The sequence below is a fragment of the Desulfobacter sp. genome (genome assembly GCA_028768525.1).
In the GTDB taxonomy this organism is placed as follows: domain Bacteria; phylum Desulfobacterota; class Desulfobacteria; order Desulfobacterales; family Desulfobacteraceae; genus Desulfobacter.
On sequence record CP054837.1, the window covers coordinates 381,194 to 406,415 of the forward strand.

A 25,222-nucleotide genomic window follows, 5' to 3' on the forward strand; every position below is an offset into this window, starting at 1 on the left:
TCGTTCCCCGGCCGGGGCTGCCAGACCAGGAATACAAATCTGGAGTATGCAAATGGATAAGACAGCCGGACTGCTCATTGACGATTTCCGATTGGCGAAAAAAAAACTTCACCGCCTTTTTATTATCGGCCTTGCCCTCGCCCTTGGGGCGCAGTTTTATGTTGTCGAGCCCTATGTATCCTTAAAACAAAGGGAAGCCGGCCTCAACCGCTCCCAAAAAGAGAGCAGAACAGCCATTAAACATTCCCTTGAAAAAGAGACCCGCCTGAGACAGACAAAGAACAAGGTAAACAAAGAACTCACTGCCATACGTGAACGGATCAATGAATTCCCCGACCGCCTCCGCCGGGACCTTTCCCGAATCCGGGAGACGCTTGCCGTAAGACAAGCAGGCGGTCCCTCCCCCACCCCTCAGCAGCAATCCCTCAGCCAGCCCCTGGACCGGGCACAATCCGGGCCGGCCATCCCCATCCCAGGCCGGATTAAGGAATTTTCCCCTGCGGTGCTCTGGTACATTGACGACTGGTTCAACCGGCTCATGGAAGACCTGGACCGCTCTGCTGCGGCGCCTTTAAGGCTGCTGGCCGCGGATACCGGAATATCAGGCGCTGACCGGCTTGCCCCCCTGGCCGGGGAAGCGGTACAGGCGCTGAACAAGCACATACAAAAAATAGATCCTGGCTTCTGGCACAGCTATGGCGGAACAGGGGGCAAACGGGAGGTGGCGGCAGGGTTCAGGCAGGAACTGAACCGGGTATTTTCCCCCATTGAGACCGAGGTGGACAGGATATTGAATCAAAGCAAAAAACACCTGGCCGTCCGGTCCGGGCAGCTTAAAATAATGAACCGGGAACTGGAACAGATCAGAAAAGAGCTGGAAGGATTGTCCCAGCGGATCAGCCCCCTGGAATCCACTTTCGGCCCCATTCCATTGGAATTAAAAGATCTGATCCGGCTCTTCCCTTTTATCCTGTCGGCACTGGTTTTGACCCTCAGTTTCCGCCTGAACCAGGTGCTCCGGCTAAGGGCCATGGCCCGGGAACTTTTTGTCCGGGATGCACCTATGCCGCCGCAGCTGGTGTCATATCATCTTGGCGGATGGCTGCTGCCGGAGCCCGGGGGCCGCCCCGGGCCCCTCCCCATTACCCTGGCAGGCTTTTTTCTTCTGATGGCCATGTTTCTGCGGTCAGCCGTCCTTGTGGGCTGGCATCCTGAGCTTTTCGGCAAGGAAATTCTGGATGTATTTTTCTCCCAGGGGGTGTACCGGACCGGCCTTGCAACCGCCCTGCTCCTGATGCTCCTGGCCGCAGCAAAAGCGCTCGGCGATCTGGCAGCCGAAAGCCGTGCCCAGGCAGCCCCCGGACGGGATCAGGCCTGAATTCGTCTACCCTGTAACTTTTTTCAGGGCGCCGCCTTTAGGCCGCCATTGACCGCTGACCTGAATTTTCCGGCAAGGGTTGCCATGCACCAGACAAAATTAGCTGAGACCCCCCAGGCCAGGGGCAGGGATACGGGCATCCCAAGGCCCTTTAGGGTGGGATTGGTGTAATACCAGACATGGTTGAGCACACAGACAAATTCCCCAAAGGTGCCGGCGGCCCCGACAACCACAAACAGCACCAGGTTCACCGGCCTGCGGGCCAGGACCAGGGCCATCATTCCAAAACCGCAAATCACTGCAATCACAATATTCTGCAGCAGATATACGGTGACACCGACATATCCCCCGATCACCGCCAAAGCGCCCACCAGCGCTGAAGCCTTTAAGAATCCAGGCATATCCATGGCCCTTTGGGTGAGGTATTCACTGATTTCCCACATGTTCACCAATAGTATGGGCCAGACAAAGGGGAGCCAGCCCGGAAGCCCCAACACCGTCGGATTGGCATATATCCACAGCGCATATTTACAGCAGATGTACTCTCCCCAGGTACCGAAAATAAGGGCAAATAATCCCAGGGCGGACTTAAAACGGCTTTTCCTATGGATAAGACCGGCGATGAAAATCATCGCCAGCACCGGTGCCAGCAGCAGATTATTGGTGAAGAACAGGCAGATGAGCACCAGGGTAACCGCCGGCATTGAAAAGGGAATCAGTACCCGGTCGCAAAATGGGATGGATTGAGAATTCATTTTATTTGGACAGCGCTACTCATAAATAGTGTGTTTTTTGGGATCAAAAGCCTCCCGGATCCCCTCGCCTGTGAAGGTCACGGTCATAAGGGTGATAACAAGGGCGCCGACCACGGAGGCCGAGATCCACCAGGCCTCCATATTCTGCCAGCCCTGGGAGAGCAGCTCCCCCCAGGACGGGGTCGGGGCGGGCAGGCCGAACCCAAGGTAGTCCAGGGATGTCAAAGAAACGATCCCCCCTGATATGGCAAAGGGGGCATAGGTCACGATGACGGAAATGGTGTTGGGAATGATATGCCTGAAAATGATCCTGAAATGGGAGGCCCCCAGGGACCTGACCGCCAGGATATACTCTCTCTCCTTTTCCTTGTATGTCATGGTACGCATCACCCAGGTAATGCCGATCCAGCCGAAAAATGCCATGATGAGGATGAGGATCATGAAACTTGGCACCACAATGGATGAAATAATGATAATCACGTACAAAAAGGGGATATTGCTCCAGATCTCGATCACCCGCTGGAAAAACAGATCAAACTTGCCCCCGAAATACCCCATGGAGCAGCCAATGAAAATGCCGATGGTATAGTTGAGGATGAGCAGGGTAAATGAAAAAAGGATGGCTGTCCGAAATCCGTAGACCAGCCGGGCCAGGATATCCCTGCCCACATTGTCCGTGCCCAGGAAATGACGCTGTTCAAATGAGGGCGGAAAAGGCGGATACTCGTTGAGGCGAAGGTCGTTTTCATAGGGGTTGTAGGGCACCGGCGGCATAAGCACGAAGCCGTCCGCGCCTTCTTTTTCCATTTTCTGCCTAAGCTCACGGTAATTGGTCTCATAGGCATAGTCCAGGCCGAAGGTATTGCCCGGAATCATCTCCCCGTAGGTGGGAAAATACCACTTGCCCTGAAAGGAAACCACCAGGGCCCTGGAGTTGATAAACCCCTCAGCAAAAAAGGAGATAAGAATCATGGCCGTAATAATGACAAAAGACCAGAATCCCCGGGAAATGGAACGAAAACGCCTGAGCTTCTGGAGGGTGACCGGATTGAAAAATGCCATGGTTTGCCCTTCCCTGTTTAAACCTTCACTATTTAAATCTCACCCTTGGATCCACCAGGGCCACGCAGACATCGGACAAAATGTTGCCGATCATGAAAAGAAGTGATGAAATCACAAGGATGCCCATGACCACCGGATAATCCCGATCCACGATGGATTCGTAGCCCAGCAGCCCCATGCCGTTTATATTGAACACCTTTTCAATGAGAAAAGAGCCCATGAGGATGATGGAAATATTGTTTCCAAAGGAGGTGGCGATGGGAATCAGGCTGTTGCGCATGGCGTGGCGGAAAACCGCTTTTTTAAAAGGCAGGCCCTTGGCAATGGCGGTTCTCACATAATCGGCAGAGAGATTGTCCATGAGGGTGTTCTTCATGAGCAGAGTCATCACCGTAAATGAACCGATGACGTAGGAGAGCAGAGGCAGAACCGTATGCCAGCCAATATCCCTGATTTTTTCCCAAAGGGTCATCTGGTCGAAAAAATCAGATACCAGTCCGCCCAGTGGAAAAACATCAAACCCGGATCCCAGAAGCACCAGCATCAGCACCCCGGCCACCCACCCGGGGATGGCATACCCCGTGAAAATCATGACCGATGAGATATTGTCAAATCCCGAATTGTGGCGGACCGCCTTGGCCATGCCCAGGGGGATGCAGATGCCGTAAATTAGAATAAGGCTGAGAATACCGAAATACAGGGAGATGGGGATGCGCTCCCGGATCATCTCCCACACCGGGTCATGGTACCGGGTAGACCGGCCCAGATCCCCTTTCACCACCTTGAACAGCCATATGGCGTAGCTTTCAAGTACGGGTTTATCAAACCCGTAGTATTCCTCCAGCTTTTTGATCTGCTCCTGGGAGAGGGGCTGTCCCTGGCCGGCGCCGGCACGGGAACTGCCCCCTTCCTGTCCCATCTGCAGGGCCCGGGTCTCGGCAATGATCCGCTCGATGGGCCCCCCCGGCACAAACCGGGTAATGGTGAAGACCATGATGGTGATACCGAGGAAGGTCGGTATCACCAGCAGGAGGCGTCTTATGAAATAGGCGGTCATGCCACCGTGTCGAAAACAGAGGCCAGAGCCGCGTCCAGGTGTTCGGGCTGGGTGCCGCCGGCCTGGGCCATGTCGGGCCGGCCGCCGCCGCCCCCGCCCACGATCTGTGCGGCGGCCTTGACGATGTCGCCGGCCTTATGGGTTTTGGTCAGATCCTGGGTCACCATGGCGATGAGCAGGGCCTTGCCCCCGGATTCAGCCCCCAGAAGCAGAACGCCTGAGCCCAGTTTGGCTTTAAACTTGTCCGCCAGGTCCCGAAGCTGTGAGGGATTTTCTATTTCCACCCGCTTGGCCAGCACCTTGACCCCGTTGATCTCTTTGATGTTCTGTTCAATGTCGTCCACGGACTTGGAGGCCAGTTTGGCCTTGATGGCTTCCAGTTCTTTTTCCAGGGATTTTTTCTCTGAGATCAGGGTTTCCACACGGCCCACGACATTTTCCCTGTTGCCTTTCAGGAGGCCGGCAAGGGTTTCAATGGCTTTCTGGTCGGCATGGACGGCATCCAGGGCAGCCTGGCCGGTAACGGCCTCGATACGGCGGACGCCCGAAGCAATGCCCCCCTCGGAGAGAATACGGAAAAGGCCGATATCGCCGGAGGCGCCGGTGTGGGTGCCGCCGCAAAGTTCCTGGGAGAATTCGCCCTGGGAAACCACCCGGACCACATCCCCGTATTTTTCCTCGAACAGGGCGGTGGCACCGGCTTTAACCGCCTCGTCCATGCCCATTTCCCGGGTGCTGACGGCGTGGTTTTCCCGGATCCTTGTATTGACCTCATTCTCTATGGCGGACAGTTCCTCCGGGGTGATGGCGCTAAAATGGGTAAAGTCAAACCGGAACCGCTCCGGGGTCACCAGGGACCCGGACTGCTTGACATGGTCGCCTAGAACACTTCGCAGGGCCGAATGAAGAATATGGGTGGCGGAATGGTTGATGGCCGTAGCCTGGCGCAGGGACGCATCCACCTTCAGGGTGAATGTGTCCCCTTTTTTGCACTGGCCGGAGGTCACCCGGCCTTTATGGATGAAAAGCCCGGAAGGATCTTTCACCGTATCCGTAATTTCAATAATGCAATCATCGTTTTCAAATTTGCCTTTGTCGCCCACCTGGCCGCCGGATTCTGCGTAGAATACGGTTTCGGGGGTGACAACTTCGATCACATCGCCTGCGGCGGCCGTTTCGGCCTCCTTCTCCTCTTTCACCACGATGAGCAGTTCGGCATCCATTTCAAGGCGGTCATAGCCCTTGAAGGCGGTTTTAACACCGGCGGAGGTCAGCGGCTTGTAGGCATCCCCCACCCCTGCAAATTTCTTCTTGGACTTGCTCCTTGCCTTCTGCTCTGCCATGGCCGCATCAAAGCCTGCCATATCCAGATCGATATCCATTTCCTTGACATGGTCCTGGATGATGTCCACCGGGAAACCGAAGGTATCGTAGAGCTTGAAAATGACGGTGCCGGGAATGGTCTTTCCATTTTTGTTCTGGATATCCTCGATGGTGCCTTCCAGCAGTTTCATGCCGGTGCCCAGGGTTTCCAGGAATTTTTCTTCTTCGTTTTTCACCACGTTGAGGATGAAGGCCGCAGAATCCTTAAGCTCGGGATAGGCCTCATCCATGATGGAAAATACGGTCTGGACCGTCTCATGGAGAAAGGGTTTTTTCAGGCCGATGCTGCGGCCGTAGCGGATGGCCCGGCGCATGATGCGGCGCAGCACATATCCCCTGCCCTCGTTGGAGGGAAGCACCCCGTCGCTGATCAGAAAGGCCGATGCCCTGGAATGGTCGGCAATGACCTTCATGGCCACCTCCACCTCCTTGGACTCGCCCCGTTTCTTCCCGGCCAGTTCCCCCACCTTGTCCATGATGGGGGTGAACAGGTCGGTGTCAAAGTTGGTGGGCACCCCCTGGAGTACGGAGATGATCCGTTCCAGGCCCATGCCCGTATCGATACTGGGTTTGGGAAGGGGTGTCATCTTGCCGTCTTCGCTTCTTTCAAACTGCATGAATACCAGGTTCCACAGCTCCAGCCACCGGTCGCAGTCGCAGCCCACGGCGCAGTTGGGATCGTCGCAGCCGAATTCCTCGCCCCGGTCGATATGGATTTCGGAACAGGGGCCGCAGGGGCCGGTGTCGCCCATGGCCCAGAAGTTGTCTTCCTCTCCCAGGCGGGAGATGCGTTCTTCGGGTACCCCCATCTTGTCCCGCCAGATTTCATAGGCTTCGTCGTCATCCTTGTAAACGGAGACATGGAGTTTTTCCGCGTCAAACCCGTAGCCGTTGGTGAGCAGGTCCCAGCCGAATTCAATGGCCTCTTCCTTAAAATAATCGCCAAAGGAGAAATTGCCCAGCATTTCAAAAAAGGTGTGGTGGCGGGCGGTGTACCCGACGTTTTCCAGGTCGTTGTGCTTGCCCCCTGCCCTGACGCATTTCTGGGCCGTAACCGCCGTGGAATAGTCCCGTTTTTCGTCACCGGTGAACACCCGTTTGAACTGGACCATACCCGCATTTACAAACAGCAGGGTGGGGTCGTCCTGGGGCACCAGTGAAGAGGACCGGACCTGGCGGTGGTTATGTTTCTTGAAATACTCTAAAAAGATTTTCCTGGCTTCATTTCCTGTCATAGTCTATAGGCTCCTGCTCACAGTATTTATACGCCGGCCGTTTTATACGTCCAGCAGTCCGTCTTTTTTGGTTTCTTTGGTTTCAGGCCCGGCAATCCCAAGTTCCTCTCTGACTTTCAGCTCGATGGCGTCAAAAATATCGGGATTGTCGATCAAAAAGGCCTTTACATTCTCACGGCCCTGACCGATGCGCTCTCCGTTGTATGAGTACCAGGAACCGCTCTTGTCCACCACATCCAGTTCTACGCCCATGTCCAGCAGGTCCCCGGTTCTGGAGATGCCTTCCCCGTACATCAGGTCGAACTCCACATTTTTGAAGGGGGGGGCCAGCTTATTTTTGACCACCTTGACCCGGGTACGGTTGCCGATGACATCCTGGCCTTCCTTGATGGCGGCGGCCTTCCGGATTTCAAGGCGCATGGAGGCGTAGAATTTCAAAGCGTTGCCGCCGGTGGTGGTTTCGGGGTTGCCGTAGACCACGCCGATCTTCATACGGATCTGGTTGATGAAAATAATGGTGGTGTTGGTCTTGCCGATGGTGGCGGTGAGTTTTCTCAAGGCCTGGGACATGAGTCGGGCCTGGAGTCCCATGTGGGAATCCCCCATTTCGCCTTCGATTTCGGACCGGGGCACCAGGGCGGCCACAGAGTCTACAATCATGATATCGATCCCGCCGCTTCTCACCAGCATGTCGGCGATTTCCAGGGCCTGCTCACCCGTGTCGGGCTGGGAAACCAGAAGTTCATCGCAGTCCACGCCCAGCCGTTTGGCATAGGAGACATCCAGGGCGTGCTCGGCGTCGATGAAAGCTGCGATGCCGCCGCTTCTCTGGGCCTGGGCCACGGCATGCAGGGCCAGGGTGGTTTTACCCGAAGATTCCGGCCCGTAGATTTCAATGACCCGCCCCCGGGGATATCCGCCCACGCCCAGGGCCTTATCCAGGGCCAGGGAACCGGAACGGATCACGGGCACATCTTCGATCTCTCTGCCGCCCAGCTTCATGATGGAGCCCTTGCCGAACTGACGTTCGATCTGGCTCATGGCGGTCTGTACCGCTTTTTCCTTATCTTTATTCATATCCACCATTTATATATCTCCTATAAAGCGCCCGGTCCCATGATTCCGGTCAGGCACACCAGTTTGAGCAGGAGGGCTGCCAGCACCCCTGCCATGATATCATCCAGCATTACGCCGGCCCCGCCTGAAAAATTTTTCTCAAACCAGCGGACCGGCACAGGTTTTATAATGTCAAAGCAGCGAAAGGCTGCGAACCCGGCGACCAGGGTAACCGGCGTTGCCGGCACAAGGCTCATGGCAACGCAATACCCCGCCATTTCATCAATGACAATGCACCCGGGATCTTTGAGTTTCAAAATCATCTCCGCCCGGTGGGCGAGCCACACCCCGGCCAGGATGAGGGTTGCCATAAAAAACCCCCATGCGCCGGGATAGCCGTTTAACCCGTCCATGGCCAGAACCAGGGGGATACCCGCCAATGTTCCGAAGGTGCCGGGCGCCACCGGTATCCGTCCCAGGCCGAAGCCTGTGGCCAGAAATAGAATCAGTTTATCCGGCATCTGCAGTGTCCGCCTTTTTTCCGTCCTGGTTTTGTATAATCGGCGCCCCTTCTCTGTCAAGGGGATTCAGCGGATTGGCCTGGACCTGAACCCTCTCATAGACCCTGTGCAGGGGGAGGTCATGGTCCAGCGCCTTTTTCCTGCAGTCCTCGTATTCGGGAAGGATGCGAACATCGCCATTGGGATCAATGATTTTTTTTACCTGAATCCGCCCCAGATCGGTGTCCGCCGCCATGGTTTCCCTGGGCAGAACCATCCGGTCCCATACCTTGTACCTCAGCCCGATGGCCGTGGTCTGGGTGAGGATGAATGGTGCCATCTCATCCAGGTCGTCCTCCCGGCAGATCACTTCCAGCCGGGTGGCGGGCCGGTTCTTTTTCATGAAAATCGGGGTGAAACTGACATCCAGGGCCCCCTTCTCCAGAAGCCGGTCCATGACAAACCCAAGGATCTCGGGGTTCATGTCATCCACATGGGTGTGAATCACCATAACCCGGTCCCTGAGGATATGTTCCCCCGGCATCTGGTCGGTCCTGCCCGCATTTTCCACGGGCCGGCCGAGAACCATGCGCAGTATATTGGGGGTCGAGGCGCCGGTATCCCGCTTGCCCGCCCCGTAGCCGGTCTTGGTGATTTCCATTTCGGGCATGGACCCGAAGGCCTCGGCCAGCGTGGCCACGATGGCCGCCCCCGTGGGGGTTACAATTTCTGTTTTTGCATCGGACTGGGTCACGGGCAGTCCCTTGAGAACGGCCAGGGTGGCGGGAACGGGCACGGGAATGGTGCCGTGGGCACATTCAATGGTGCCTGAACCCAAAGGAATCTTCGAAGCCACCACCCGGGAGACCCCCAGGTAATCCATCCCAAGGAAGGTGCCGATGATGTCCACCAGGGAATCAATCCCGCCGATCTCATGGAAATGGACATGGTCGATGTCTTTGCCGTGGATATGGGCCTCGGCAAGGGCAATCTTTTTGAAGGCGGCCAGGGCATTGGCCTTGACCTTTTCCGGCAGGTCCCCGTTCTCAATCATGGCACGGATATCGGCATAATGGCGGTGGGCCTTATGATCCGTAACATCCACATGGAGATTTACCGCCCGCAGGTGGCTGGGAAAGACAATCTCACTCCTCAGTTCAAACCCGTCCAGAACCGGTGCAAGCTTTGCGCTCAGCCAGTCCAGGGGCACCCCGAGATCCACCAGGGCCCCCAGGGCCATGTCTCCGGCAATGCCGGAGACCATATCCAGGTAAAGGATCATGCCTGGCCCTCTCCTGCGGCGTGAAGCCTGAGAATCTCAAGTACGAGCTGGGTGCAGCTGACCATGTCCCCGAGCTTGATGGATTCCTTCAGGGTATGGACATCGGTCATGCCCGTGCCCAGGACGCCGGCCACAATGCCTTTTCCGAAAAATATATTGGCGTCGGCCCCGCCGCCGATGGTTTTGCTTTCAAGGGGGCGCCCCAGATTGCCTGCGGCCTTGCGTGCCAGGACAATGGCAGTATGGTCTTCTGGAATATTGGTGTTGGGGAAATCCTGCTCCACGATCATTTCCACCTGGGGCAGTGTCTGGCCGATCCCGCGCATGGATGCGGCGGTCTCCTCAAAAATGGAGACAATATTTCCAGTGACCTTTTCCAGGGTTTCCATGTTATGGGACCTGGCTTCCCCGTGGACTTCCACATATTCGGGTACGATATTGGTGGCCATTCCCCCGGAGATCAGGCCCAGATTGCAGGTGGTCACCTCGTCTATCCGGCCCAGTTCCATTTTGGCAATGGCCTTCGATGCCGTATATATGGCTGAAATTCCCTTTTCCGGCGCAGCGCCGGCATGGGCGGCCTTGCCGTAAATTTTGGCCGTGATCTTATTGGCCGACGGCGCCCGGGTCACAATGCCCTCGGTATCCGTTGAATCCAGGATATAACCGAATTTGGAATCAATGAGGGAGAGGTCGATGTTTTTGGCCCCGACAAGGCCGATCTCTTCGCAGACGGTGAACACCAGTTCCACCGGAGGACAGGGTAGATTGTTCTCTTTGATCACATCCATGACTTCAAGGATGATGGCCAGAGCCGACTTGTCGTCGGATCCCAGAATGGTGGTGCCATCGCTGGTGAACACGCCGTCCTTGAACTGGACCTTCACCCCCTTGCCCGGCACCACGGTGTCCATGTGGCCGGAAAGGAAAATAGGCGGCACATCAGCATTACCCTTGAACTTAGCCACAAGGTTGCCGCAGTCGCCCTCAACTTTTTCAGCGGCGCCGTCAAAGCGGACCTCGGCCCCCATGTCCTTTAAAATTTTTTCAAGCACCCCGGCGACTTCCGCCTCATGGCGGGATTCAGAATCAATCTGTGCCAGCATGGTAAACCGTTCGGCCAGTCGTTTTTCATTTATCATCACTCATTCCTTGTACAAACTTAGGTATTTCCGAAAACGGATCAAAAGTTCATTTATACTAGACTTCACCGGGTAATGCCAGCCCCCGGATAATGATAATTCACCAGCGGTATTGGTTCTCCCTATAGAATTACTAAATTACTATTCAAATTATCATTTTGACGAAACACCACGAACCGGCCTAACACAGCAGCGAATAATAACCATTGATAAGGAGAACTGATGCGATTCATTGAAAATGTAAAGAAAGACTTTACCACCACGACATGGGCCCTCATGCCCGTGGCCATTGCTGTCAACATTGTCATCGGGCAGATTGTCGCAACCCTGAAACTGCCGGTCTACCTGGATACCATCGGAACCATTCTGGTGGGCGCGGTATGCGGCCCCTGGGCCGGCGCCCTGACCGGTGCCCTGTCCAATGCTGTCTGGGGATTGTTTTCCCCTTCCGCCCTTCCCTTTATACCCGTGGCTGCCTGGATCGGGTTTGCCGCCGGGTGGTGCGCCAGGATGGGACTGTACAATAAATGGTACACGGCGGCCCTGGCCGGCCTGATCATTGCCGTGACCACCCCTTTTGTGGCCACCCCCATCGTTGTATATGTTTACGGCGGGGTTGAGGGTAGCGGCGCGTCCCTGATCACAGCCGTTCTCATCAAATCCGGCCATAAAATCACCTCTGCCGCATTTTATAAAAATATGATGGTGGAGCCCTTTGATAAAATCCCCTCCGCCCTGGCTGCATTTGTGCTGGCATCCAGGCTGCCTGCAAGATTCAAACAGCGGCTGCCCCTGCCGGCAAAGGCCTGATCCGGGTCTATGAAGCGATCTGCCCTGAATCCTTTGACCATTCTGGCAGGGGTGGCAGCCCTTGTCGTCCTGGCCTTTATGGCACCGGATTTCCGCTGCAGCCTCGGCCTGTTCTCAATGGCCGTTCTTCCGGCCGCCGCAGCTGGCCGCTGTATGGTTGATATGGCAGTGATGCTGGCCAAATTTCTGGGACCATTCTGCCTTTTTCTTTTCCCCATTCACGCACTGGTGATACCCGGAGACGCCCCCCCTCTCCTTATCTGGGGAGTATCCGTCAACATCGGCGGCATCCATCATGCCGCACTGATCACGACGCGGCTGATGGTCATGACAGGCAGTGTTTTCCTTTTATTCAGGGCCGTCCACCCGGGAACCCTGCTCAGGGTGCTGACAGACCGCGGCCTGCCCTGGGGTCCGGCCTATGTGATCTGCGCCACCCTGCAGCTTCTGCCCCGGATGAAACAGCGTGCAGCGACCATCATCCAGGCCCAGCAGTCCAGGGGGCTGAACATATCCGGCGGGCCGCTATCCCGGGCCCGCGCCCTGATCCCCCTGGCAGGTCCCCTGCTCTTCGGAATGCTGGCCGAGGTTGAACAGCGCGCCCTGGCACTGGAGTTGAAACAACGTGCCTGCAGCAGCAGGCGGACAAGCTACCGGATCATCCCGGATTCAAAAGGACAGGCCCGGTTCCGGTGGTTCTGCCTGGCAGCGGTCCTGGGGGCAGGAGGACTACGATTATGGCTGTACTTGTATTAAAGGCGGTAAGCTTCACCCATGACGGCCGGCAACGCCCTGCCCTTGACCATGTTGACCTGACCCTGGACCGGGGCGAATTTGCAGTTGTGTCCGGCGCCTCGGGAAGCGGAAAGACATCGCTGTGCTACCTGGCTGCCGGGTTGATCCCGGACATTATCAGAGGCAGACTTGGGGGCAGTGCCCAGGGAGTCACAGGCTGCCCCGCCGGCCTGATGCTCCAAAATCCCCATGCCCAGTTATCGGGTATGGCATTCACGGCAGAGGAGGAAGTGGCAATGGCCTTGGAAAACCAGGGCATTGCCCCGGCCCGGATGGAAGCCCTTATCCGCCGGGCCATGGACCTGGCCGGTGTCAGCGGCCTGGCAGACCGGGACCCTGCTGACCTGTCCGGAGGCCAGGTCCAGCGCCTGGTTCTGGCTGCAGTCCTTGCCCCCCGCCCGGATCTCCTTGTCCTTGACGAACCCGCCAGCCAGATGGATCCCATGGGCAGGGAAGGAGTGTACCGCCTGGCCCGGCACCTGGCAGACCAAGGCAGGACCGTACTCATGGCGGACAAGGACCTGGAACGGGCGGCCCGGTTTGCCCACCGGCTGGTGGTGATGGACAAAGGGGCGATTGTTCTGGACGGGCCGGCACCTGCCATTGCCGCCCATAGTGACATTCCAGAACTCGGCCTCATACCGCCCCGGTACACCACCGCGGCCCGCATGGCCAGGGACCGGGATCTATGGCCTGTAGACCGTGGCCTGCCCGCCACCCTGGCCCAGGCAGAAAAAGGATTTTCAACCCCATGAAGATATCCATTGAGCAGATCAGCTACACCTATCCCGGGGGCAGCAGGGCATTGGACAGGATCAGCCTGGACATTGAACCCGGAACCGTCTCGGCCCTGATGGGCGGCAACGGGGCCGGCAAAACCACCCTGGCCAGACACCTTAACGGGCTTCTGACACCGGACCGGGGCCGGATCACCCTGGGCGGTACCGATACCCGGGGCATACCGGCCGGGGCCCTGGCCGCCAGAACTGCCTATATGTTCCAAAACCCGGATGACCAGCTCTTTTCGGCAACAGTAGACGAAGAGGTCAGGTTCGGCCCATTAAACCTGGGTTACGACAATGAGGATGTCGACAGGCTGGTGGACACGGCACTCTCCCTTTCCGGGCTGACCGCACGGGCCCAGGCCAACCCGGCCGACCTGCCCCGGAGTCAAAAGCGGCTCTGCTGCCTGGCCGGTGTGGTTGCCATGGACTCGGACTGTTATATCCTCGATGAACCCACCCAGGGACTTGACCAAAGGGATACCCGCCGGGTGGAAGAGATCCTCGGCTACCTTTCCCAAAAAAACAAAACCATTATTATCATCACCCACGATCCCGACTTTGCGGCGGAGCAGGCCAGTTACGGCATTGTCCTCAACCAGGGGCGGCTGGCTGCCCATGACCGGCTGGACAGGATATTTTCCCGGCCCGGGCAATGCAGGAAATGGGGCGTCCAGGCCCCGCAGATGGCCCGTCTCGGCCGGGCCCTGGATATGGATCCGCTCCCCCTGACCCCCGGCGATTTTGTCAACCAATTTGAAAAAAAGAAATATCATGAACAGAAATAAACAGATTCTTGTCGTTTCCGGCTGTATCCTGAATGCCAATGCAAAAATTTTACCCCTTGCCACCTACAGGGGGGCCAACCTGGAGTTTCTGATGCCCTGGCTGGAAAAAGGTGCCGGAATTGTCCAGCTGCCCTGCCCTGAAACCGGTTTTCTGGGCATGAAACGGTGGGGAATGACCCGGGAGCAATACGACACACCGGCCTACCGCAGCCACTGCAGAAAAATCATCCGGCCCGCCCTCCTGGAGATCGAGGCCTATGCAGAGGCCGGATACACACTGGCCGGGGTGGCCGGGGTCATGGGCAGCCCCAGCTGCGGGGTCAAAAAGACCTGCCTGGGCTTTACCGGAGGGGAGATCGGCTGCGGGGATATCAACGCACAGGTGGACCGCCTCCGCATGGCCGACGGCCCCGGTGTGTTCATGGAGATACTGAAAGAATCGTTTCGGGACCTGAAACTGGACATTGATTTCTTCGATGTACCGGACCCGAGTCCCGCCTGAATTATTTTTTCTCGGAAAAAATTTCAGCCATCATGCACCGGGCACTGCCCCCGCCCACGGATTCAATCACGGTGAGATCCATGGGCAGAATCTCGCCATAGGATTCCAGCCGTTTGATCTGATCGGGGTTAAACCCGTCATATGCGCTCTGGGACATGACAATGAGATGGCGGCCGCCTGCGGAATTTACCTGGAGAATATTGCCGCAAAAATGTTGCTCCATCTGGTCCATGGAAATCTCAATCACCTCGAATTCCTTTTCCAGGGTTGATTTTACCAGTTTGCGCTCTTCCGGATTGCTGATGCAGTCCAGGCAGATCACGGCATATTTATCCCCGATGCTCATCATCACATTGGCATGGTAAATGGGGGTGCCGGTGGAGCTTTGGGTGTCAAACATGATGCCCTTTTCGAAAAAGCGCAGGCGGATGAAATTGTCAAATTGTTCGGGATGGCACCGCTGGGACCGGGCCCCGTAGACCACCTCGGCCCTATGGTCGATGATCATGGCACCGGTTCCCTCCAGGAACCGCTTTTTTTCTTCCAGTTCCCCCACATGGAGAACGTTCCGGATCTTGTACCCGTTAGCCTTCAGCAACTTTTCCACATCTTCGGGCCGGCGCTCGTACCGGCGGTTCATGGCCGCCATGGGATAGGTGATCAGGGTGCCGTCATGCTCGGTGGAGAACCAATTGTTGGGAAAGATGGCGTCCGGCGTCTTGGGATAGGGTTTCTCCGGCTTTTCCAGGATGAGGACGGTCACGCCTTCGGCCCTGAGCCGGTCCACCATTGTCTGAAACTCCTTATTGGCCGCTTCATTGATCTCCTGCTCGGACATATCCGGGCGGCGCTGGAATTCATTGTCCTGCCCTGTTTCCTCATTGAATCCGAAATCATAAGGTCTGACCATTAGAATGGTGTCGGTGGTTCTGGATACGTCTAACATCTTTGGCCCTCATTTTCTGGTAAATTCAGTTGTCAATGAATGATGGCTCCTGGTAGCATTTTCACCGTCCAAGGTCAAGATGGAAAACGCCCGGGGGCGGGCCCAGCACCCATATTTCAAAAAAACAGCCAGCGCCTTTGAAATATGGAACAAATCGGATATAATCAAAATTTTAATTAACCAGGCACCCAACAGAGATTATGAATCTAAAACGGAAAAAACAGTGATGGAAAAATCTGGCGACCATCTTTTTTTCCCACTGGCTCAGTTGAGCAAATCCGAAAGCATTTTCAGCGGAACGGATAGAGAAGAATTCTCTATAAAATACAAGCCCATCATGATGCCCATTCTGGGTAAGCAATTGGCGGTAAACACCTATTATGCCAATGACCTTATTGCGGCAGCCAACACCCCCATCACCATTGAACTGCTCAGAATATTTGATGACCTTAAAATCAATTTCAAGGTCAACCGCTATGATGTTACCCATGAGGACCGGGACCATGCCCTGGACCTTGCCATGGCCGAAATCATCCAAAGCAAACGCAGCTTTCTGGATCAATTGGATGAGCAGGACTTTCCCGCGATTCAAACCCGGGTAGAGACATTTCTGAAAAACACGCTGGGAAGCCCTAAAATCAAACAGTTTGAAAATCATTTCCAAGAAGTTAAAGGGTATCTGCAGATGGCGAACAGTGCGATTTCTTCGGACCAGAAATTCATTGGAACCGCAGCAGCGCTGGATCGTATCTATCAAAATGAAAAAGAAAAATTCAAACTAAAGAAAATGGAATCAGGGGAAACCATTGACCATATTATTAAAACCTGCTGGCTGTCATTGATTATTGCCGATGCCCTGGAGGATTTCGATGAAAAAGAGTGTGAAACCCTGAGCATCATATGCATGGGCCACGACGGCGGCAAATGTCTGATCCCAAAGGACATTCTCTACAAGCAGGGACGTCATACCCAGATAGAATCAGACATCATGAAAAGCCATGTGCTTCTTTCTTATATTCTTTCATCTGACAACCAGCACAGACCAAGCCTTGAGTCTTTTGCCATGGCCTTACACCACCAAAAAGAGAACCCGGACCTGCCGCAAAGTTACAGCATTTTAGAAGAATGCCGTACCTCGTTTTATCAGTATCTGACCCCGGAAGCCCAGAATCAGTTAAATGAGACCTATCATTTAACCAAAAAATACTACCGGGTCATCAGTATTGCCGATACCTTTGAGGCCATTTCCGCAGAACGGGTATATAAAAAAGCGTCATCCATCGGAAAAACCCTGAAAATCATGCTCAAGGAGGACAAGAACAACAACTTTTTTTACACCCCCTATTTGAATGCTTTCATCAAAGTGTTATTGAACCGGTTCTTTCCCCATAATCTGCTTTTTACCATTTCCAACGAATTCATAGAAACTTTTTTAGCCAGTAACCAGCTAAGCCCCCAGGAAAAATCCTTTTATAAATCCACCTATAAAGGCATCATTATCAACTCCTGCTCTACCCTGGACCAGACCCTGGATTGCGTGGTTTACAATATTCAGAACAAAAACGTGGTCCATAATCTCAAAGTCTCTCCGGATTTTTTCCTGGATCAGATATACCTGTAAAACCGGCAGTTCCGGCGATTCAAGCTTGGCTTTCAAGAATTTTCAGGGGAGAACTTCTTCTGGTAACCTTAATTATTTACCTTTTCTAAGTTCCGTGACACACCTGCCGCCGATCCCCCAGTTATCCGTATTAACCTCATCAATGACAACCACCGTCGTCGAAGGATTTTTATCCAGCACATCAACCAGTAGCTGAGTCACCCCCTGGATCAGTTTTGATTTTTGATCTTTGGTTACATTTTCATCTGTAATCTTAATATTGACGTACGGCATTTTCCCCTCCACTCATAATATCGCATTACCCGATCATCCGCCCCCCGCTGACCACACCGTGGCAGCGGCAGGCCGTTGCCACGAAAAAGGGCCCGCAATGTGCTGCGACCCTGTCCCTGAGCTGAAACAGGGATGAAGGCCTGTACCCTCCGACCCCCGGTCCCAGCTGCTGGCTTTGAATCACAAAGGGAACAATCCCCTTCCAGTCCACTTCGGCCAGGATGCGGAACATATCCGGTTTCCTGGGTTTGCCGGTCTTGGTGCATCTGTCGTCGGGTTCATTGCAATTGGGCGGGCAGATGAAATCGGCATGGCTGACATAGATATCCCCTGTGGGGCCGTCCATGGGATTGGGGAAAAAGGATTTGATGCCCTGGGGCAGGTCCAGGGAAACCGCCCGGTCCCGGCCAAGATGCCGCCGGCACCATTCCCAGGCCAGGTGAACCGGCACTGCGGGCACCACCCAGTCCGGCCCCGCCCCCCGGGTCAGGCGGCTGCAGAGGAAATCAATGCCGTCCCGGGCCGATGTCCGGCACCCCAGCCCCTGGGCATCCACCAGGGATGCGCGGTCCCGATCTACCATCAGTATATCTAAATCCCGCTCCTGCTTCATCAGCCACTTGGCCGCCCTCAATCCGAATTTCCCGGCACCTATGATCCATATATTTTCCATGAAAAACTTATCCTATGAACCTGTTTTCCTGTCAAGGCGGTAGAAAAAACCGTTTGACATTGGAAAACTTATAGCTTACGTAAACGTCAAGTTTAGGTTTATTCAAAGGAAGCGCCATGAATGATAAAAAAACCACAACCTTCACCATTTCCCAGATTGCCGATCAATTGGATATTTCCACCAGAACCGTAAGATTTTACGAAGAAAAAGGACTGATCAGCCCCGGCAGGACCCCGGGCAACCAGCGCATCTACACCCCCAGGAACAAGGCCCGGCTGAAACTCATTCTCAGGGGCAAGCGATTCGGGTTCAGCCTTGAAGAAATTGCAGAGATGATCGGCATGGCCGACACCAGCGTGGATGAAATCGATCAGATTGAACGGAGCCTGGCATTCGGGGAAACCAAACTAAAGGAGATCCAGGACAGAAAAAAAGAATTGTCATTATTGGAGCAGGATATCCTGGCCACCCGGGACAAACTGCTCAAACGGAAAAAAGAGCTTGAACAAAAGGAGGAAAAGCCATGACAGTGATCGAGATTGTTGAACAAAATGCTCGCCGGTTTCCGGATAAACCGGCCCTGTGCGACATGTCCCGGGAGTTCACATTCAGCCAGGTTTTTGAAAAAGCAAAGCAGGCCTCGGCCCTGTTCCAGGGGGCCGGCATACAAAAGGGGGATGTGGTGGCCCTCATGGGCCAGAACTCCTTTGACTGGGTCTTTTCCTATTTCGGTATCCTCATGGCCGGGGGCGTGGTGGTGCCGGTGAACCACAAACTGACGGCTCCGGAAGCGGCATACATTCTCAGGGACAGCGGGGCAAAACTCCTTTTATTTGACGGGCAGCTGGCCCAGGTGGCCCATAACCTGGACCTGGATATTCCCCAAATGGCCATGGACAGCCCTGCTCCGTCCACCCCCCTGCTTTGGGAGCACGCCGCCAAAGCTTTAGAGCCGGTAACCATAGAGGAAAATGACCTGGCCCAGATTCTTTATACCTCCGGCACCACAGGCAATCCCAAAGGCTGTTTGCACACCCACGCCGGCGTGGTCGCGGCTGGAATAACCGGGGCCCGGGCAGTCGACCTTGATCAGTCCGACCGGATGCTGGTGGCCATGCCCATCTGGCACTCCTCCCCGCTGAACAACTGGTTCATGGGCATCACCCATGTGGGCGGCACCACCGTGCTGATCCGCGAATACCATCCCCTCCACTTCCTGGAGGCGGTCCAGAACAGGAAATGCACGGCCTATTTCGGTGCACCCATCTCCTATATCATGCCCATGCAGGTGATTCCCAACTTCGGGGATTATGATCTATCTTCAATGAAGGCATGGATATACGGAGGCGGCCCCATTGCCCCTGAAACCGTAAAAAAACTGACTGCCGCCTATAAATCCGACCGGTTCTTCCAGGTTTACGGAATGACCGAGTCCGGCCCCACCGGCGCGGTGCTCCGCCCCGAGGACCATCAAAAACACGCCGGCTCCATTGGCTGCCGGGCATTGCCGGGCGCAAGTCTGAAGGTAATGAAGAACCAGAATTCCCAGGCCGGCCCCGGGGAAACCGGCGAAATCTGGCTTCAGGCCGGTTCCATGATGAAAGGCTACCTCAACCGGCCAGATGCCACGAAGGCGGCCTTCCACGACGGCTGGTACAAAACCGGGGACATGGCCAGCATCGACCAGGACGGTTACCTCTTCATCGTGGACCGGATCAAGGACATGATCGTCACCGGCGGAGAAAACGTCTATTCAAAGGAGGTGGAAGACAAAATCATGGAACACCCCCATGTGGCCGAAGCTGCGGTCATCGGCACCCCGCATCCGGACTGGGGCGAAACCGTCCATGCAGCCGTGGTGGCCGCCCAGGGCCAGGATATCACTGAGGCCGAACTGGACGAGTTTCTCTCCCAGCGGCTGGCAAAATTCAAAATACCCAAAATCTACCACCTTTTACCGGAACTCCCCCACACCCCTTCGGGCAAGGTGATGAAATATAAACTCAGAGAAGACTTAAAAAAATAGGAGACACGGATGTTCGAATATCTACTCACCGATGAACAAAAGGCGCTCCAGGCCGAAGCCAGGGAATTTGTAAAGAGTATTCCCAGAAAAATGATTCTTGACATGGACAAGGACAAAATCCAGTTTCCCAAGGAATTTCTCCAGGAGGCGGGGCGCCGGAACCTCATGGGCTGCCGTTACCCAAAGGAATGGGGCGGCAGAGGGCTTGACTGGGTCTCCACCTGTATGGTCATGGAGGAAGTCGGGGTACTGGGCTATATATTTGCCTGCACCTTTGGCGTGGGTGCAGAACTGGTCTGCGACGCCATCATCCTCCACGGCACCGACGCCCAGAAGGCAAAATACGTAAAACCCCTGCTGCGGGGTGACATATTTGCCGCCGAATGCCTGACCGAACCCAGGGGCGGATCTGACTTTTTCGGCACCACGACCACCGCAGAAGACAAGGGAGACCATTTTCTGCTTAACGGCCAGAAACGTTTCATCGTCGGCGGCGAAGGCGCAGATTATTTCCTGGTCTATGCCCGCACCGATCCGGATGCAGAGCCCAGGGACGGGATTTCCTGTTTCATTGTTGACCGCACCCAAGGGGTAAAAACAGAATACCTGTACGGACTTATGGGCTGCCGGGGCGGCGGCGCCGCCCGCATGGTATTCAAAGATGTGGTGGTCCCCAAAGAAAACCTGCTGGGCGGGCTCAACCAGGGCGTGAAAGTCTTTAACACCATGATGATCCCGGAACGCCTGGGCACCGCCGCCATGACCATCGGTGCCGCCATCCCGGCCGTGGATGTGGCCACAGGCTACACCTCCAAGCGGAAAGCCTTCGGCCGGCCAGTGGCCGCTTTCCAGGGCGTCTCTTTCCAGGTTGCCGAAGCGGTCACCCTCCTGGATGCGGCCCGGGCCATGATTTACACAACGGCCAGGGCCGTGGATGCCGGCATCGATTCCAAGCAGATCCGCCGCCTGGTGTCTGAATCCAAAAAATTTGTCACTGAATCCTGCCAGAAAGCCGCCCACAATGCCATGCAGGTCATGGGCGGCATCGGTTACACCGACATTTACCCGGTGGAGCGAATCTTCAGGGACCTGCGCCTGGCCTCCATCTGGACCGGCACCAATGAGGTCATGTCCATGATCATTGCCAATGAATGGTATAAGGAATACTGGAAGGAGAAAAACAATCCCAGAATAAGGGATATGGAAATGGATGCAGCCGCTGCCCATGAAACGGAAGAAAAAATCTATGAATAATCCGCCACTTAGCTGCGGAAAGGCCTTTGCAGCCTTGTTTTCGACTTAAAACCCATTGACAAAAAAGGATCTTCAGGTATACTGGAGATCCTTTTTGCGGAGGCACGCCCAGTACTGGTGACTGGCCCGGACTTCAAATCCGGTGTGGGGGGCTAATACCCTCCCGGGTGGGTTCGATTCCCATGTGCCTCCGCCATTTTTTTATATGGCCTATCCTACCGTTTTTCTCAAAAAATCTGTACACAACAAATCATAGAAAGATTTAAAATCATACATTTTTTTTAAACAGAGTGTCTCTTTTTTATGCCATCTCGTGGGTCCGAAGTTTCCCATACATAGGCCAGTTATCTGGCATCCAGTGGCAAGGTCGACATCTACACACTAAAGGATCTCCTGGGACACTCCAGCATTAAGAAGACCCAGCGTTATGCTCACCTAATCAACGGTGCGTTAAGTAAGGCAGCTTGTGTTGCCGATGAGGTGTTCTGACCAGGACTTGGGATACTCATGCATTTTTCCTCTAAAAAATAAGGACTTCCCTGATTGACAGGTCTTATTGGTTTCTGTATTAGATGGTAGACTTGATGGGTTGCTTCTTTCACTTCCGTCTTCTTAGCAGAATCCGTTTAGCAACCCATGCTCTTATGTCAATCATAGATCACGTAATGCCGCATAAATGAAACATTACCCCCCTAAAGGAGGCAAGCATGATGTATCGCATGGTCAAGTACATCGCACCGATGGTTTTTGTTTTTTTAATGTTGACTGGAAACGCCGGTGCCGCACTGACCCGTATGGGAGACTTTGTATACGACGATATTGCAAACCAGTATTGGGTATCGGATCTGAGTAGATTTGCCGGGATGAGCTATGACCAACAGGTGAACGCTATCACAAATCTAAGCCTTCTGGCACCCGAGGAGATTGGAGGCTGGCGTATAGCAGGCCTTTCGGATATTATGAATCTGATGGGGCAGGGGCAGCCCATGTTCATTGGGAACTGGTCAAATCTTTTCAGTCCATTGGGAAATGGAACGAATGGCACTCAGTTTATCCAAGGGCGTATCGAAAGACTATCAACATGGTTCTACCGCTCGTTTATTATACAATACGATAGTTCATTACCTACAGCCTATACTAATGCTGAATATCTAATCACCGGAATACCATATCTGAATGGTGACGAGAGGATGTTTGAGGACTGGGGATCCCCGACCTCCTTCCTAGGGGCCTGGGTAGTGGCCGATGTTGCAAGTACCCCCTTACCCTCATCATTGTTTTTGTTCGGGGCTGCCCTGCCGGTTATCGTTTATTTCCGGCGAAGAAAAGAGGCGGCTTAAGGGGCATTCCCGACATACGAGTCGGGGACACCACCGAGAAGCCACGATCTTCTGTGACTCCCCGGCGATGCTGATGATTAACTTGTTGACTGCTCTGTTTTGCCTTTTACATCCGCTCCCATAAGTGTGACATTACCGGTGGTTTAGATTTTTATGCCGGTTTTTTGAACTTTTAAAGCACTATTACTCAAGTGTTTTGGGAGATCTGGAGCGACCAGAATAAATACACTTTAGTATACCACACTTCATTTTGATATAAGTTTTGGTTCCATTTTGTACTCATTTTTAGATGGCCTCATCTCATAAATAGCTATCTGTCTATCGAAAGCAATGTTGGTCAACTGTTCTTTATTTTCTTTCTTCATTTCATTACCTAAATAAATAGCTAATGGCTTTTTGAAAGGATAAGTCACACCAGCATTATTGTTTTTTTTTAAAACGATCAGTCTCCATTCTTTTTCGGCTCGCCAATCATAAGCTTTGTGTATAGTTGCAAAAAAAATGGCATTAATCATTTGCCTTTGGTCTTTGCTTTTGAAATACTGGGTGCTATCTAAAAAGGTCTTAACATATAATACGGGCCAAATGTTTGCCATTAAAGGGATATCTTTGCGAGACCTATTCAATTCGTAAACTAAACAAAATCCCTGATGCCTTTCTGCATAATGATACCACATTGGCATTGAATACGGATCTTCTGAAAAGCAACATATTCTAAACGTATCCCTTGCATCCTTACCCAACTGGGACCCTTTCTGTACGTTGAATTTCATTTCCATCTGAATAACTGAGTCTTCAAGCGCTCTCATACGCTCCCTCCCGGCCAAGGGATCTCTGTTTTTAATTACCTCTAAGTACGCTTTGATAGGGTCTTTATAAAATGAATTCTTATTGATTTCCTTATCTATATCAAACCCTTGAACATGCTTAAGTGCGCCTAATAATTCATTTCCCAAGATGGTGGAACGAGAGAACTGGTCTATATCAAATCTTAGGACCGTATCGTATGGATCATTAAACAAATTTGGATCTGCACACCAAACAGTATCGTTGAGAAGGTTATCAATAGTATTTTCATTAATTGAAAAATATTTAGCCAGTTTTTTGGGTGTATTTTTAGTTTTCAGATCTACACCTTTATCTAAGTTTAAGTCCTCAGGGTTGTTGCTAAATAGGTATCTGACCATCCTTTCTTTCCAACCTTCCATCCCCTAACTCCTCCTCGCCAACTTCGTGGCAAATATTGAAATCAGTCCACCTAGCATTATGTATCCTGTGATGACCTCTGCCATGACCCATTGGGCGGCAGTGGGGGTTTTGGGTGTTATGTCTCCGAATCCAAGGGTTGTGAAGGTGACTACGCTGTAATAAATCAGGGTGTCAAAGTCATAAAAATCGAGGTTGGGGATGACAAAGGCTTTTTCCCCAAGGCCAGCGAACATGGCAGCAAACCAAATGGCGATGAGAATTGACCAAAACACCCATAAAAGAATTGATTGACCACAGTCACTTGATACCCTCCAAAGATAGTATAAAACCTTATAAAGCCAGTCCGGTTGATTCTTTTTGAAAGTTTCAATGAAATCCTGATCCATCGCATATCTTCGAAATACTTGATTTCCGATACAAGACCCTACATTTATCCCATGAAAACTTTTGATTGTGTTATAGGAAAAAAACACTTGCCCCAATATTCTTATTTCTTTCGTATATTTAATATCAGCGACAATAGCCCGAGTGAAATCAGCATATACTAATAATGAATTTTGCAGGTTAGCTTGATTCATTGTTGCATCTTTTAAATCGGTCCAAAACAAATCTGCTCCTTGGAAGTCTGAAGCCTGCAAGTACGCTCCTTGGAAACGGGTCTGTTGTAGTTTTGAGTTCCTTAAGTTAGAAAATCCAAGCCTTGCTTTTTCTAAGTCGACGTTGGAAAGGTTCGCCCGTTCAAGATTTGTTCGGTTAAAATTTATCTTTAAAAAGCTAAATCGAATTTGTTTATTTTCATCACCTCTTTTAATAATATTATTGGACGAATGTGCTATTTTCTTATACAAACTGGATGGAGATAAGCGCTCTTTATGTATTTCTAAATCAACACAAGACAAATTTGGATTAATCTCTGGATTCTCATCTCTCCACTCATTCCATCCATCAACACCTTGTTCTAAAAGGACTCTAAGATGCTCAGGATTACCTTCAAATCCAGACTGATGTTCCTTTAGATACTCTTCCCACTCCTGATCAGTGAACTTCGGCATAGCAGAAACTCCCGTGAATCTGATTAAACTTGAAATAGAATACCAATGCCATATCCGAATGTGAACCGGATGTAAATAGAAGCCTGTTGAACTTATCGCCATGAGTGAAAAGGACAAGGGGGGCATCAGGCATTAGGCGTTATATTAATGGGATCTCAGATTTTTTCTAGCGTTTCTCATTTAAACGTGCTATCAAGTTTCCCATATGTTTCCCACGAGAACAAATAAGAAGAGACAACCCCAGAACATGGAACGCTCTACTACTGGCGTCGGCAAACGACTTTAAATCCGGTGCGGGGGG

24 protein-coding genes and 1 tRNA gene are annotated in these 25,222 nt (G+C 53.2%); 12 read left to right on the plus strand and 13 right to left on the minus strand.

All coding sequences use genetic code 11. The annotated features are described in order from the left end of the window. The first annotated feature begins 52 nt into the window (after positions 1-52). Positions 53-1,378: a hypothetical protein gene (locus tag HUN04_01530; protein WDP88491.1), complete on the plus strand. Its 1,326-nt coding sequence runs from the start codon at positions 53-55 to the stop codon at positions 1,376-1,378. Positions 1,379-1,401: 23 nt separating this feature from the next. On the opposite strand, the gene HUN04_01535 is transcribed toward HUN04_01530, so the two are convergent. The 8 genes from HUN04_01535 to HUN04_01570 are packed head-to-tail and all read right to left on the minus strand — an operon-like array spanning position 1,402 to position 10,850. After that, positions 1,402-2,133, minus strand: coding sequence for a hypothetical protein (locus tag HUN04_01535; GenBank protein WDP88492.1), 732 nt, complete (start codon positions 2,131-2,133; stop codon positions 1,402-1,404). Positions 2,134-2,148: 15 nt separating this feature from the next. Next, on the minus strand, positions 2,149-3,195 hold the full coding sequence (locus HUN04_01540; protein WDP88493.1) for an ABC transporter permease subunit: 1,047 nt from the start codon (positions 3,193-3,195) through the stop codon (positions 2,149-2,151). A 28-nt stretch (positions 3,196-3,223) separates the two neighbouring features. Continuing rightward, positions 3,224-4,252, minus strand: coding sequence for an ABC transporter permease subunit (locus HUN04_01545; protein WDP88494.1), 1,029 nt, complete (start codon positions 4,250-4,252; stop codon positions 3,224-3,226). Continuing rightward, complete coding sequence (gene alaS, locus HUN04_01550) at positions 4,249-6,870, minus strand: alanine--tRNA ligase (protein ID WDP88495.1); 2,622 nt, start codon at positions 6,868-6,870, stop codon at positions 4,249-4,251. Before alaS ends, HUN04_01545 begins: the two co-directional genes overlap by 4 nt. A 42-nt stretch (positions 6,871-6,912) precedes the next feature. Beyond that, the gene (gene recA / locus HUN04_01555) at positions 6,913-7,953 is read right to left on the minus strand and encodes a recombinase RecA (GenBank protein WDP93126.1); all 1,041 of its coding nucleotides are present in this window, start codon (positions 7,951-7,953) and stop codon (positions 6,913-6,915) included. Positions 7,954-7,967: 14 nt separating this feature from the next. Next, complete coding sequence (locus tag HUN04_01560; protein ID WDP88496.1) at positions 7,968-8,447, minus strand: phosphatidylglycerophosphatase A; 480 nt, start codon at positions 8,445-8,447, stop codon at positions 7,968-7,970. Next, positions 8,437-9,708 carry a nickel pincer cofactor biosynthesis protein LarC gene (gene larC / locus HUN04_01565; protein WDP88497.1) on the minus strand — a complete coding sequence of 424 codons (1,272 nt, stop codon included), beginning with the start codon at positions 9,706-9,708 and terminating at the stop codon, positions 8,437-8,439. The genes HUN04_01560 and larC overlap by 11 nt, the downstream gene beginning before the upstream one ends. Next, positions 9,705-10,850 carry a M20/M25/M40 family metallo-hydrolase gene (locus tag HUN04_01570; protein WDP88498.1) on the minus strand — a complete coding sequence of 382 codons (1,146 nt, stop codon included), beginning with the start codon at positions 10,848-10,850 and terminating at the stop codon, positions 9,705-9,707. Before HUN04_01570 ends, larC begins: the two co-directional genes overlap by 4 nt. Before the next feature lie 222 nt (positions 10,851-11,072). Here HUN04_01570 and HUN04_01575 point away from each other — a divergent pair, with 222 nt between their 5' ends. The 5 genes from HUN04_01575 to HUN04_01595 are packed head-to-tail and all read left to right on the plus strand — an operon-like array spanning position 11,073 to position 14,527. Then, positions 11,073-11,660, plus strand: a complete 588-nt coding sequence (locus HUN04_01575; GenBank protein WDP88499.1) for an ECF transporter S component — start codon at positions 11,073-11,075, stop codon at positions 11,658-11,660. Between the two features lie 9 nt (positions 11,661-11,669). Beyond that, positions 11,670-12,416, plus strand: a complete 747-nt coding sequence (locus tag HUN04_01580) for an energy-coupling factor transporter transmembrane protein EcfT (protein ID WDP88500.1) — start codon at positions 11,670-11,672, stop codon at positions 12,414-12,416. Continuing rightward, positions 12,398-13,210: an ABC transporter ATP-binding protein gene (locus HUN04_01585; GenBank protein ID WDP88501.1), complete on the plus strand. Its 813-nt coding sequence runs from the start codon at positions 12,398-12,400 to the stop codon at positions 13,208-13,210. The genes HUN04_01580 and HUN04_01585 overlap by 19 nt, the downstream gene beginning before the upstream one ends. Further along, entirely contained in the window at positions 13,207-14,025 is an 819-nt protein-coding gene (locus tag HUN04_01590) for an ABC transporter ATP-binding protein (protein WDP88502.1), read from the plus strand. The genes HUN04_01585 and HUN04_01590 overlap by 4 nt, the downstream gene beginning before the upstream one ends. Next, the gene (locus HUN04_01595; protein ID WDP88503.1) at positions 14,012-14,527 is read left to right on the plus strand and encodes a hypothetical protein; all 516 of its coding nucleotides are present in this window, start codon (positions 14,012-14,014) and stop codon (positions 14,525-14,527) included. The genes HUN04_01590 and HUN04_01595 overlap by 14 nt, the downstream gene beginning before the upstream one ends. Position 14,528: 1 nt before the next feature. Here the strand turns inward: HUN04_01595 and HUN04_01600 are convergent, their stop codons facing one another. Further along, complete coding sequence (locus tag HUN04_01600; GenBank protein ID WDP88504.1) at positions 14,529-15,473, minus strand: hypothetical protein; 945 nt, start codon at positions 15,471-15,473, stop codon at positions 14,529-14,531. A gap of 223 nt (positions 15,474-15,696) precedes the next feature. Between HUN04_01600 and HUN04_01605 the strand changes: the two genes are divergently transcribed. After that, a complete protein-coding gene (locus HUN04_01605; protein ID WDP88505.1) occupies positions 15,697-17,094 on the plus strand; it encodes an HD domain-containing protein in 1,398 nt (465 codons plus the stop codon). 72 nt (positions 17,095-17,166) lie between these two features. Here the strand turns inward: HUN04_01605 and HUN04_01610 are convergent, their stop codons facing one another. Further along, positions 17,167-17,367, minus strand: coding sequence for a 4-oxalocrotonate tautomerase family protein (locus HUN04_01610; GenBank protein ID WDP88506.1), 201 nt, complete (start codon positions 17,365-17,367; stop codon positions 17,167-17,169). Between the two features lie 25 nt (positions 17,368-17,392). Then, on the minus strand, positions 17,393-18,040 hold the full coding sequence (locus tag HUN04_01615; protein WDP88507.1) for a potassium transporter: 648 nt from the start codon (positions 18,038-18,040) through the stop codon (positions 17,393-17,395). A gap of 116 nt (positions 18,041-18,156) precedes the next feature. Between HUN04_01615 and HUN04_01620 the strand changes: the two genes are divergently transcribed. The 5 genes from HUN04_01620 to HUN04_01640 all read left to right on the plus strand — a co-directional run bounded on the left by HUN04_01620 (position 18,157) and on the right by HUN04_01640 (position 22,660). Next, positions 18,157-18,567, plus strand: a complete 411-nt coding sequence (locus tag HUN04_01620; protein WDP88508.1) for a MerR family DNA-binding transcriptional regulator — start codon at positions 18,157-18,159, stop codon at positions 18,565-18,567. Beyond that, positions 18,564-20,066, plus strand: coding sequence for an AMP-binding protein (locus tag HUN04_01625; protein WDP88509.1), 1,503 nt, complete (start codon positions 18,564-18,566; stop codon positions 20,064-20,066). Before HUN04_01620 ends, HUN04_01625 begins: the two co-directional genes overlap by 4 nt. A 9-nt stretch (positions 20,067-20,075) precedes the next feature. After that, positions 20,076-21,320, plus strand: a complete 1,245-nt coding sequence (locus tag HUN04_01630; GenBank protein WDP88510.1) for an acyl-CoA/acyl-ACP dehydrogenase — start codon at positions 20,076-20,078, stop codon at positions 21,318-21,320. A gap of 98 nt (positions 21,321-21,418) precedes the next feature. Next, positions 21,419-21,516 (plus strand) — tRNA-Sec (locus tag HUN04_01635). 511 nt (positions 21,517-22,027) lie between these two features. Continuing rightward, complete coding sequence (locus HUN04_01640; GenBank protein WDP88511.1) at positions 22,028-22,660, plus strand: hypothetical protein; 633 nt, start codon at positions 22,028-22,030, stop codon at positions 22,658-22,660. A 245-nt stretch (positions 22,661-22,905) separates the two neighbouring features. On the opposite strand, the gene HUN04_01645 is transcribed toward HUN04_01640, so the two are convergent. Together HUN04_01645 and HUN04_01650 are read right to left on the minus strand one after the other, a co-directional pair. Then, a complete protein-coding gene (locus tag HUN04_01645) occupies positions 22,906-23,868 on the minus strand; it encodes a DUF2971 domain-containing protein (protein WDP88512.1) in 963 nt (320 codons plus the stop codon). Positions 23,869-23,871: 3 nt separating this feature from the next. Beyond that, on the minus strand, positions 23,872-24,921 hold the full coding sequence (locus tag HUN04_01650) for a pentapeptide repeat-containing protein (GenBank protein WDP88513.1): 1,050 nt from the start codon (positions 24,919-24,921) through the stop codon (positions 23,872-23,874). Between the last annotated feature and the right edge of the window lie 301 nt (positions 24,922-25,222).

What these genes read in the sequence shown, in the direction of transcription:
- HUN04_01540 (WDP88493.1), bottom strand. Translation starts at nt 3,195, where the DNA reads ATGGCATTTTTCAATCCGGTCACCCTCCAGAAGCTCAGGCGTTTTCGT.
- HUN04_01575 (WDP88499.1), top strand. Translation starts at nt 11,073, where the DNA reads ATGCGATTCATTGAAAATGTAAAGAAAGACTTTACCACCACGACATGG.
- HUN04_01580 (WDP88500.1), top strand. Translation starts at nt 11,670, where the DNA reads ATGAAGCGATCTGCCCTGAATCCTTTGACCATTCTGGCAGGGGTGGCA.
- HUN04_01600 (WDP88504.1), bottom strand. Translation starts at nt 15,473, where the DNA reads ATGTTAGACGTATCCAGAACCACCGACACCATTCTAATGGTCAGACCT.
- HUN04_01530 (WDP88491.1), top strand. Translation starts at nt 53, where the DNA reads ATGGATAAGACAGCCGGACTGCTCATTGACGATTTCCGATTGGCGAAA.
- HUN04_01570 (WDP88498.1), bottom strand. Translation starts at nt 10,850, where the DNA reads ATGATAAATGAAAAACGACTGGCCGAACGGTTTACCATGCTGGCACAG.
- HUN04_01535 (WDP88492.1), bottom strand. Translation starts at nt 2,133, where the DNA reads ATGAATTCTCAATCCATCCCATTTTGCGACCGGGTACTGATTCCCTTT.
- HUN04_01620 (WDP88508.1), top strand. Translation starts at nt 18,157, where the DNA reads ATGAATGATAAAAAAACCACAACCTTCACCATTTCCCAGATTGCCGAT.
- HUN04_01560 (WDP88496.1), bottom strand. Translation starts at nt 8,447, where the DNA reads ATGCCGGATAAACTGATTCTATTTCTGGCCACAGGCTTCGGCCTGGGA.
- HUN04_01595 (WDP88503.1), top strand. Translation starts at nt 14,012, where the DNA reads ATGAACAGAAATAAACAGATTCTTGTCGTTTCCGGCTGTATCCTGAAT.
- HUN04_01545 (WDP88494.1), bottom strand. Translation starts at nt 4,252, where the DNA reads ATGACCGCCTATTTCATAAGACGCCTCCTGCTGGTGATACCGACCTTC.
- HUN04_01590 (WDP88502.1), top strand. Translation starts at nt 13,207, where the DNA reads ATGAAGATATCCATTGAGCAGATCAGCTACACCTATCCCGGGGGCAGC.
- HUN04_01625 (WDP88509.1), top strand. Translation starts at nt 18,564, where the DNA reads ATGACAGTGATCGAGATTGTTGAACAAAATGCTCGCCGGTTTCCGGAT.
- HUN04_01585 (WDP88501.1), top strand. Translation starts at nt 12,398, where the DNA reads ATGGCTGTACTTGTATTAAAGGCGGTAAGCTTCACCCATGACGGCCGG.
- larC (WDP88497.1), bottom strand. Translation starts at nt 9,708, where the DNA reads ATGATCCTTTACCTGGATATGGTCTCCGGCATTGCCGGAGACATGGCC.
- HUN04_01645 (WDP88512.1), bottom strand. Translation starts at nt 23,868, where the DNA reads ATGGAAGGTTGGAAAGAAAGGATGGTCAGATACCTATTTAGCAACAAC.
- alaS (WDP88495.1), bottom strand. Translation starts at nt 6,870, where the DNA reads ATGACAGGAAATGAAGCCAGGAAAATCTTTTTAGAGTATTTCAAGAAA.
- HUN04_01650 (WDP88513.1), bottom strand. Translation starts at nt 24,921, where the DNA reads ATGCCGAAGTTCACTGATCAGGAGTGGGAAGAGTATCTAAAGGAACAT.
- HUN04_01610 (WDP88506.1), bottom strand. Translation starts at nt 17,367, where the DNA reads ATGCCGTACGTCAATATTAAGATTACAGATGAAAATGTAACCAAAGAT.
- HUN04_01630 (WDP88510.1), top strand. Translation starts at nt 20,076, where the DNA reads ATGTTCGAATATCTACTCACCGATGAACAAAAGGCGCTCCAGGCCGAA.
- HUN04_01640 (WDP88511.1), top strand. Translation starts at nt 22,028, where the DNA reads ATGATGTATCGCATGGTCAAGTACATCGCACCGATGGTTTTTGTTTTT.
- HUN04_01615 (WDP88507.1), bottom strand. Translation starts at nt 18,040, where the DNA reads ATGGAAAATATATGGATCATAGGTGCCGGGAAATTCGGATTGAGGGCG.